Annotated in this window: 8 protein-coding genes; 1 reads left to right on the forward strand and 7 read right to left on the reverse strand. The window is 63.0% G+C overall.

Going from position 1 to position 9,153, the window contains the following annotated elements; translation table 11 throughout:
• Positions 1 to 6 precede the first annotated feature (6 nt).
• Positions 7 to 450 (reverse strand): winged helix-turn-helix transcriptional regulator, encoded by a 444-nt coding sequence (locus ACMWLG_RS11885; protein ID WP_045399683.1) that lies wholly within the window; start codon positions 448 to 450, stop codon positions 7 to 9.
• A 115-nt stretch (positions 451 to 565) separates the two neighbouring features.
• On the opposite strand from ACMWLG_RS11885, the gene ACMWLG_RS11890 reads away from it, so the two are divergent.
• On the forward strand, positions 566 to 1,780 hold the full coding sequence (locus ACMWLG_RS11890; protein ID WP_045399679.1) for an MFS transporter: 1,215 nt from the start codon (positions 566 to 568) through the stop codon (positions 1,778 to 1,780).
• Here the strand turns inward: ACMWLG_RS11890 and iolB are convergent.
• The 6 genes from iolB to ACMWLG_RS11920 are packed head-to-tail and all read right to left on the reverse strand — an operon-like array spanning position 1,746 to position 9,128.
• Entirely contained in the window at positions 1,746 to 2,570 is an 825-nt protein-coding gene (gene iolB / locus ACMWLG_RS11895; RefSeq protein ID WP_045620596.1) for a 5-deoxy-glucuronate isomerase, read from the reverse strand. The two genes, ACMWLG_RS11890 and iolB, sit on opposite strands and share 35 nt — an antisense overlap.
• A gap of 9 nt (positions 2,571 to 2,579) precedes the next feature.
• Positions 2,580 to 3,470: a myo-inosose-2 dehydratase gene (gene iolE / locus ACMWLG_RS11900; protein ID WP_045620595.1), complete on the reverse strand. Its 891-nt coding sequence runs from the start codon at positions 3,468 to 3,470 to the stop codon at positions 2,580 to 2,582.
• Positions 3,471 to 3,481: 11 nt separating this feature from the next.
• A complete protein-coding gene (locus ACMWLG_RS11905) occupies positions 3,482 to 5,386 on the reverse strand; it encodes a bifunctional 5-dehydro-2-deoxygluconokinase/5-dehydro-2-deoxyphosphogluconate aldolase (RefSeq protein WP_045399671.1) in 1,905 nt (634 codons plus the stop codon).
• A 12-nt stretch (positions 5,387 to 5,398) separates the two neighbouring features.
• On the reverse strand, positions 5,399 to 6,532 hold the full coding sequence (locus tag ACMWLG_RS11910; protein ID WP_045399668.1) for a Gfo/Idh/MocA family protein: 1,134 nt from the start codon (positions 6,530 to 6,532) through the stop codon (positions 5,399 to 5,401).
• An 8-nt stretch (positions 6,533 to 6,540) separates the two neighbouring features.
• Positions 6,541 to 7,569 carry an ABC transporter permease gene (locus tag ACMWLG_RS11915; protein WP_008502116.1) on the reverse strand — a complete coding sequence of 343 codons (1,029 nt, stop codon included), beginning with the start codon at positions 7,567 to 7,569 and terminating at the stop codon, positions 6,541 to 6,543.
• Positions 7,570 to 7,580: 11 nt separating this feature from the next.
• Positions 7,581 to 9,128: a sugar ABC transporter ATP-binding protein gene (locus ACMWLG_RS11920; RefSeq protein ID WP_045399665.1), complete on the reverse strand. Its 1,548-nt coding sequence runs from the start codon at positions 9,126 to 9,128 to the stop codon at positions 7,581 to 7,583.
• Positions 9,129 to 9,153: the final 25 nt, after the last annotated feature.

The following is a 9,153-nucleotide window of genomic DNA, read 5'->3' on the forward strand; positions in this document are numbered from 1 at the left end:
AGTGACTCATTCGGTCTTCTGCACTTCCGTATCCACCGGCAGCAGCGCAGTGCCGTCATGCGCTGCTGGCGCCATAAAGGGAACCGGCCTGCCCGTCCGCCTGTCAATCAGCAGCGAGTGACGCTCGCCCTGCGCAAACAGATTTTGCTCTCCCCACTGACGCAGCGCCACGATCACGGGGAAAAGACGTTCGCCTTTGTCGGTCAGAACATATTCCTGATAAGCCGTGCCGTCCGATGCTCCCTGTAACGTCAGGATTTCCGCCTCAACCAGCTTGCGAAGCCGGTCAGAAAGGATGTTGCGCGCCACCCCAAGGCTGCGCTGAAAATCCCCGAAGCGCGTCATGCCGTCAAACGCATTACGCACAATAAGAAGCGACCAGCGATCCCCGAGCAGGTCAACGCTGCGGGCAACGGGACAATATTCCTCTTTTACCGTATTTCGGGACATCACCTGTTTTCCTCGCAAAGGCCACTCTATAACTAGTTGCATTTTAAAACTGCTTAGCCTAGCATTCAACCAGTTTCATTTTAAAACCAGGTTATCACAGGCGAGGATTTTGAATATGTCACTGACGTCAGCCCTTCCTTCAGCCGACATGCCGCGCAGCATGGTCTGGCTGTTCGCCACCGCCAGCGGCCTAAGCGTGGCAAACGTCTATTACGCCCAGCCTTTGCTTGACGCGCTGGCGAACGATTTCGGCATCAGCCATGCGGCCGTGGGTGGCGTGGTGACCGCGACGCAAATTGGCTGCGCGCTGGCTCTTTTGCTTGTCGTTCCTCTGGGTGACAAAGTGGATCGTCGACGACTCATGGCAGTACAGCTGATTGCTCTGGTGGTGGCGCTGGTTTCCGTCAGCATGGCACAGTCCTCTTCAGCGCTGCTTATCGGTATGCTTGCGACCGGTATGTTGGGCACGGCCATGACGCAGGGGCTGATCGCCTACGCCGCCAGCGCCGCGTCGCCCCATGAACAGGGACGCGTTGTCGGCGCGGCACAGGGCGGCGTGTTCACAGGTTTGCTGCTCGCTCGCGTCTTTGCCGGTGGCATCAGCGATATCGCGGGCTGGCGCGGGGTTTATCTTTGCGCTGCCGCGCTGATGCTTATGATTGCGTTACCTCTGTGGTGGCGACTCCCCGCCCTGCCAGCCGTCACTGCCACGATGAGCTATCCGCACCTGATTGGCTCAATGCTCACGCTGCTGCGGCAGGAAAAAGTGCTGCAGATACGCGGCGTGCTGGCGCTGCTGATGTTTGCATCGTTCAACATTTTCTGGAGCGCACTGGTGCTGCCGCTGAGCGCACCGCCGTTTAACTTTTCGCATACAGCGATTGGCGCGTTTGGGCTGGCTGGCGCGGTGGGCGCGCTGGCGGCTGGCCGGGCAGGACGCTGGGCCGATCGGGGATATGCCCAACGCACCAGCGCGGCGGCGCTGACTATCTTACTGTTAGCCTGGTGGCCCTTGTCGCTGATGGACCGTTCACTCGGGATCTTGCTTATCGGCATCATACTGCTCGATTTGGGCGGTCAGGCGCTGCACGTCACTAATCAGAGCATGATTTTCCGCACCCGTCCCGAGGCGCACAGCCGGCTGGTCGGGCTTTACATGCTGTTTTATGCCGTCGGCAGCGGGCTCGGCGCGCTCGGCACAACGATGGCGTATGCCTGTGCCGGCTGGCCGGGCGTCTGCCTGCTTGGCGCCTCGGTCAGCCTGCTGGCGCTGGTGTTCTGGTGGCTAACCCGCGCTAGCCACCGCTGTCCGCGGGATAATCCCGATTAATCCACGCGTGGTCCTCTTCCCAGGTGAACATCCATTTGCGCACCGGGCCGGCCATCACGTTGAGATAGTAGCTGTCATACCCGGCCATCGTCGCGACCGGGTGGTAGCCCTTCGGCACCATCACCACGTCACGGTTATAGACCGCCATACACTCATCCAGCGTTCTGTCATCGGTGTAGACGCGCTGCATGCAGAACCCCTGCTCCGGGTTAAGGCGATGATAGTAGGTCTCCTCCAGGTAGGTCTCCTGAGGCGGGTTATCCGTGTCATGCTTGTGGCTCGGGTACGAGCTGGTGCAGCCCTCGTTGGTCCATACCTCCACCACCAGCAGGCTATCGGCGGGCCTGTCTTCCGGCAAAATGTTGTGCACGTAGCGCTGGTTGTGGCCTTTGCCGCGCGCTTCACCGTCGATATCCTGCGGGGCAATCAGCCGCGTCGGATAGGTGCCCTTGCCCGGCGCGGCGCAGACCGCCAGCTCCAGCGTCGTCAGCGCCTTCACCTGCACCGTCTCCTGCGGGGTGACGTACACCGCCCAGGGCTTGATGCGCTCGAACGGGCTCATCCGCTCGCCGATATCGTTAAACTGCGCGGAAGGCGTGCTGATGGAGGCCCGCCCGGCAACCAGCACCAGGCAGCGCTCTTCGCTGATGGCGGGCAGCGTCAGCGTCTGCCCCTCCTGCAGCTCATACGCCTCAAAGCCGACGTAGCCCCACCCCGCGCTTTCCGGCGTAACGGACTGGGTGCGCCCCTCCGCGTTCGGCTGCTGCCAGCGTGATAACAGACGTGACATGTTCCCTCCTTAAATCAGTCCGGCGTCGCGGGCCAGACGGCTCAGGTTGTTATACCCCAGACGGGCGTAGGTCAGCGGATGGGCAATCGCCGGATCCTGCTCGGCCTCGACCACCAGCCAGCCGTGATAATCCTGCGCCTTCAACAGCCGCATAATCGGCGGGTAATCGACGCAGCCGTCGCCCGGCACGGTAAACACGCCGCTCAGCACCGCATCGAGGAAGCTGGTTTTGCGGTTTTTCACGTCCGCCAGCACGTCGGCGCGCACGTCTTTACAGTGAACGTGGTTGATGCGCGACACCCAGCGCTGCGCCACCGCCAGCGGATCGGCCCCGGCAAAGGTGAGATGGCCGGTATCCAGCAGCAGTCCGACCGCCTCCCCGGTGTGGATCATCAGGTTGTCCACGTCCTCGGCGGACTCAATCACCGTGCCCATATGGTGATGGTAGGCAATCTGCACGCCCTGCTGCTGCGTATAGCGGGCAAATTCGGAGAGCTTCTCGCCGTACTCCTTCCAGCGCGCCTGCGGGAAGCGCGGGCGCAGATGCACCGGGGTCTGCTGCTCGCCGTGAATGCAGCCGCTCACTTCCGCAAACACCAGCACCTTCGCCCCCAGCTCGCGCAGCAGCGTCAGGTGGGACTGCACGGCGGCGATCTCCTCCTCCACGCTGCGCTCCAGCAGGCGACCGGAGTACCAGCCGGAGACCAGCTGCAGGTCGTGACGCTGCAGGATGGGGCCAAGCAGGCGCGCTTCGCGCGGGAATTTATTGCCCAGCTCGAAGCCGGCAAAACCGGCCTCTTTACCTTCGCTCAGACAGGTCTCCAGCGAGGTTTCCGCGCCGAGAGAAGGCAGATCGTCGTTCGTCCAGGTCAGCGGGTTAATGCCTAATTGCACACTCATTGTCGTCTCCATTATGCGTGTCCGCGCTCGCGCCACCAGGCGATAAGCTGCAGGTAGTTGTCCCGGATGCGCGTCACCAGCTGCGCATCGTCAATATCGTGCTTCAGCCACGCGCGGGAGGCATCGCCAAACAGCGTGCGCCCCACGGCGAAGCCTTTTACCAGCGTCTGCCCCGCTGCGGCTTTGAAGTCCGCGCGCAGCTGTTCCGCCGGGGCGTCCAGGCCGAGGATCACCACCCCGCGGCAGTGCGGATCGCGGCGTTCGATAATCTCGCTCAGCGCCGTCCAGCCGTCGGCCGAGAGCGGCGGCAGCTTCCACCAGTCCGGGTAAATGCCCAGGTTGTAGAAGCGGGAGATGGCGCGCAGGTAGAGCTCGTCGCTGCGCGGCATGGTCGCGGGCAGGATCACCTCCAGCAGCAGCTCGTGCCCGGACCGGCAGCAGGCGTGGTACACCTCGGCGATTTTCTGCTCCTGCTCCAGGCGCAGGCCGTGGGCATCTTCCGGGTGGAAGAAGACCAGGCACTTCACCACGTGCTCCTGCGGCCAGCTGATAAGCTGGGTGCCGATGTTGCCGTGCTCCATCTCCAGCGGCCGGGAACCCGGCAGCTCGATGGGACGCCCAATCCACCACCCTTCCCCGGTGATCGCGTTCAGCGCGTCCTGACCAAAGGTGCCGTCGCACAGCAGGCCGGCTTTGCCCTCCAGCCCGGCGCGGCTCGCCGCCTCGCGGCTGGCCTGCAGGATCAGCTGCTTCAGCGCGGGAATGCGCTTAAGCGACGCGCCGCACTGCATCGCCATATCCTCAAGCTGGCTGCGGTGATCGAAGGCCATCACGCACAGCTCCGGCCATTCGCGGCGGCGGGTGGTCACCCGGTGGAGATGGTTAAGACGCGGGTCAAGATCCGGGCGCGGAACATCTGCAGCGCGTGAAAGATAGTCATCCAGCTCGATTTTGCTCGGCATCGCCGGGGCGCAGCCGTGACGCGAGACCACCAGCGCGCCGCAGGCGTTGGCGTAGCGGCACGCCTGCTCCCAGCCCTCGTCGTTCAGGTAGCCGCGCAGCAGGCCGGACATAAACGCATCCCCCGCCCCAAGAACGTTCAGCACCTCCACGCGCACGCCGGTCACCGTCAGGCCGTCGTCCAGACGGGGCGGAATGGCGTCGGTATAGACCGAGCAGCCGAGCGCGCCGCGTTTGCAGACCAGCGCAGCGTCACTGACGGCGCGCACCCGCTCCAGCGCCTGCAGGGTATCCGTGCTGCCGCCCGCAATGTGAAACTCCTCTTCGGTGCCGACAATGACGTCGAAGAGGTGCAGCACCTCCTGCAGCTCGCGGGTGACCTTATCGGCGGCGATAAAGCGCGTTTCGCCGTCGCCTAAGGCGGTGAGCCCCCACAGCACCGGACGGTAGTCGATGTCCAGCACCGTGCGCACGCCGTGACGGCGGGCATAGCCCAGCGCCGTCAGCACCGCCTCGCGGGTCTGCGGATGAGAAAGGTGAGTCCCGGTGATGGCAAGACAACGTGCGGAGGCAATGTAGCTTTCGTCCACATCGCTGGCGGTAATCGCCATGTCCGCGCAGTTATCGCGATAAAAAATCAGTGGAAAGGTGTCCCGGTCTTTAATGCCGAGCAGCACCAGCGCCGTGAGGCGTTGTTTATCGGTAATCAGATGGCTGGTATCGCAGCCCACCTGGTTGAGTTCTTCCCGCAGGAAGCGGCCCATATGTTCATCGCCGACGCGCGCCAGCATCGACGAACGTAAACCCTGACGCGCGGTGCCGTACGCCACGTTACCCGACGACCCGCCGAGATATTTGGCGAAGCTCGACGCGTCTTCCAGGCGGGCACCAATTTGCTGACTGTAGAGGTCTACCGCCACGCGGCCCATGCATATCACATCAAACTGCTTTTCCACGTTGATACCTCATCAGACAATGTCGTTCACGTTCAGCCAGCGGCCTTCCTGGTGAGAGAGCGCGATCGCGTCCAGCACGCGCGACACCTTCCAGCCCTCTTCGAAGTCCGGCCACATCGGCGCGTCGGCGGCAATCCCGTCCACCAGGTCGCGCACCTCCACCGTTTTTTGATCGTTAAAGCCAATCCCGTGGCCCGCGCCCATGCAGAACGCGGCGTAGTCCGGGTGTGCCGGGCCGACGAGAAGCGTGCGGAACCCCTGACGGTTAACCGGATCCTCATGCAGATAGAGCTTCAGCTCGGCCATGCGCTCCTGGGTGAAGCTGATGGCGCCTTTCGTCCCGGTGATGACGTACGACAGCCCCATCTTACGGCCGCAGGCGACGCGGGAGGTTTCAATCACGCCCTGCGCGCCGCCCGCAAAGCGCACCATCGCGTGTGCCTGATCCTCGTTTTCGACAGCAATCATCTCTGACGATCCGGCCTTCGCCGGGCGCGCCGGGACCACGATCTTCAGGTCGCCGCAGACCTGCTCGATCTCCCCGACCAGGTACTGGGCCATATTGACGATATGCGCCGCGAGGTCGCCCAGCGCGCCCAGCCCGGCGGTCTCTTTAAAGCAGTGCCAGTGAATGGGCGAGAGCGGGTCGGCCATATAGTCTTCGTTGTGGGTGCCGTAGAAGTGGATCACCTCGCCAATCTCGCCGCGGGCGATAATCTCCTTCGCCAGCTGCGCGGTCGGGTTCTTCATGTAGTTGAACCCCACCAGCGTTTTCACCCCGGCCCGCTTCGCGGCGTCGACCATCTCGCGCGCGTCGTGGGCGTTAAGCGCCAGCGGCTTCTCCGAGTAGACGTGCTTGCCGTGGCGGATCGCCTCCAGCGCCATCTCCTTATGCAGGTGGTTGGGTGAACAAATATCCACCACGTCAATAGCAGGGTCGGCCACCAGCGCCCGCCAGTCGCCGGTGGAGCGGTTGAAGCCAAACGCCTGCGCGCGCGCTGCCGCCAGCTCCGGCGTGACTTCCGCCACCATCTCGCGCACCAGCCTGCCGCGCAGGTTGAACACCGTCGGGGCCTGGGCGTAGGCGATAGCGTGCGCCTTGCCGATATACCCGGTGCCAATTAATCCAATACGAACCTCTTTCATCGTGATCCTCACAGTGCGCCGCGACGGCTCTTGGCATAGGTATCGAATGCCACCGCCAGAACGATAATTAATCCGGTGATAATCTGCTGGTAGTAGGCCGAGACGTTCATCAGCACAAGGCCGTTAATCAGAATCCCCATGATGATGGAGCCGATAATGGTGCCGCCGATGCGCCCGTAGCCGCCCATCAGCGAGGTGCCGCCGATCACCACCGAGGCGATGACGCGCAGCTCAAAGGAGATCCCGGCCACCGCCTCGGCGCTCCCCAGACGCGCGCTCAGAATGAAGCCCGCCAGCCCGGCCAGACAGCCGATCAGCACATAGACGCTGACCAGCACGCGCTTGACGTTCACCCCCGCCAGGCGCGCCGCCTCCGGGTTACCGCCGATGGCGTAGACGAAGCGGCCCCAGCGGGTTTTATGCAGCGCCAGATAGCCGCCGAGGGCGACGATGGCGAAGATCCAGATCGGAATGGAGATGCCGAGCAGCTCCCCGCGACCCCACCAGCGGTAGCCCTGATCGAAACCGGCGATCGGCGCGCCGTCGTTGATCACCAGCGTCAGGCCGCGCCAGATGGTCATCCCACCGAGGGTGACGATGAACGGAGGCAGGCGCAGACGGGTCACGCCCAGGCCGTGCAGGAAGCCGATCGCCGTGCCCATGGCCAGACAAATCCCCAGACCAATCAGCCAGCTCATGCCGCCCCAGGCGTTCGGATCGACGGTGGTGAAGTTGTCGCCCTTGATCACGTACGCCGCGGTCATGGCGCAGACCGCCAGAATGGAGCCCACGGAGAGGTCAATCCCGGCAGTCAGGATGACGAAGGTCATCCCCACGGCCATGATCCCGTAGATGGAGACTTCGGTCAGGATGTTGAAAATATTGCGTTCAGAGAAAAAGTTGCTGTTCTGCGACTGGAAGAAGATCAGCAGCAGGATCATGAAAATCAGCACCCCGAAGCGCTCGAAGAAGGCGATGGGATCGATGCGTCCGGCGCGTTTGACCGGGGCCTGCGTTTTAGAAATCATCTGCGTCATGAGAAACTCCGTTACGCCGCGTTCAGGGCGTTGTGGTTGATGGCCATCATCGTCATCAGCCGTTCTTCGTTAGCGTCGTCACCGTGGATCTCGCCGGTCACCCTGCCTTCACTGAGGGTGATGATCCGATCGGACACCGCCATCACCTCAGGCAGATCGGAGGAGATCACAATCACCGCCACGCCCTTTTTCGCCATGTCAAACAGCACCTGGTGCACTTCCGATTTGGTCCCCACGTCGATGCCGCGCGTCGGCTCATCAACGATCAGCACCCGCGGGTTGAGCGCCATGCAGCGCGCGAGGATCACCTTTTGCTGGTTGCCGCCGGAGAGCTTGCGCACCTCCTGCGCGCTGTTGACCATTTTGATCTGCAGCGCCTTGCGGTAGGACTCAATCAGATCGTCCTCCTTGCGGGTGTTTACGAACCAGCGCCACTGCAGCAGCGAGGAGAGGCAGGAGAGCGACAGGTTGTCGCGAATCGACAGCCCCAGCACCGCCCCCTCTTTTTTGCGGTCTTCCGGCACCAGCGCCACGCCCTGATCGAGAGCATACAGCGGGTCGCGCGGCTGGTACGGCACGCCGTCCAGCTCAAAGCTGCCCGAGGTAAACGCATCAGCGCCAAACAGGCAGCGGGCCACTTCGGTACGTCCCGCGCCCACCAGCCCGGCAATGCCCAGAACTTCCCCGGCGTGGACGTGGAAGCTGATGTCGTGCAGCGCGATGCCGTGCGGATCCAGCGGCGGCTTTTCGCGGCTCAGCCCCTTTACCGCCAGGCGGACGGGTTTGTCCTCGTGATGGGTTTCGCTGGCGGGGCGGCGGTTAAAGGCCACGTCGCGTCCGACCATCAGGCGGATCAGCTGTTCAACGTTGGTCTCCGCCACCGCGCCGGTGCCGGTAAAGCGGCCGTCCTGGAAAACGGTGAAGCGATCGCAGAGCTGGAAAACTTCATGCAGGCGGTGGGTAACGTAAATAATGCTCACGCCGCGGTTTTTAAGCTCCCGCACCACGCGGTGCAGGCTTTCCACCTCGCTGTCGCTCAGCGCGGCGGAAGGTTCGTCCATAATGATTAACCGGGCGTTGAGGGTCAGCGCCCGGGCGATCTCCACCATCTGCTGCTGGGCGACGCTCAGGCGGGCGACAGGCGTGGTCGGCGCAACGTTCAGCTGGAGGTAATCGAGAATGACCTGCGCCTCCTGGTTTACCGCCTTTTCGTCGACGATCAGGTTACGCCTGCGCGGCTCGCGCCCGAGAAACATGTTTTCCGCGACGGTCATGTTGGGCAGCAGGTTGAACTCCTGATAGATGGTGATAATGCCCTTGTTCTGGCGTTCCACCGGAGAGTCGTCCACCGGCAGCGTTTCGCCGTTGAACCAGATATCCCCGCGCGTTTGCGGCTGCGCGCCCGCGAGCGCCTTCAGCAGCGTGGATTTTCCCGCCCCGTTTTCCCCCAGCAGGGCGTGAATTTCGCCGCTGCCGACGGTTAGCTGAGCGCTGCTCAGCGCCCAGACGCCGGAAAAGCTTTTTGCCAGGTCGTTCACTTTCAGTAAGGGTTGCGACATCGGTCTGCTCCTCCTTTAGAGTGAG

This window comes from Enterobacter sp. 01-M-02-SI-ECC (assembly GCF_047530595.1).
GTDB classification, from domain to species: Bacteria; Pseudomonadota; Gammaproteobacteria; order Enterobacterales; family Enterobacteriaceae; genus Enterobacter; species Enterobacter cloacae_M.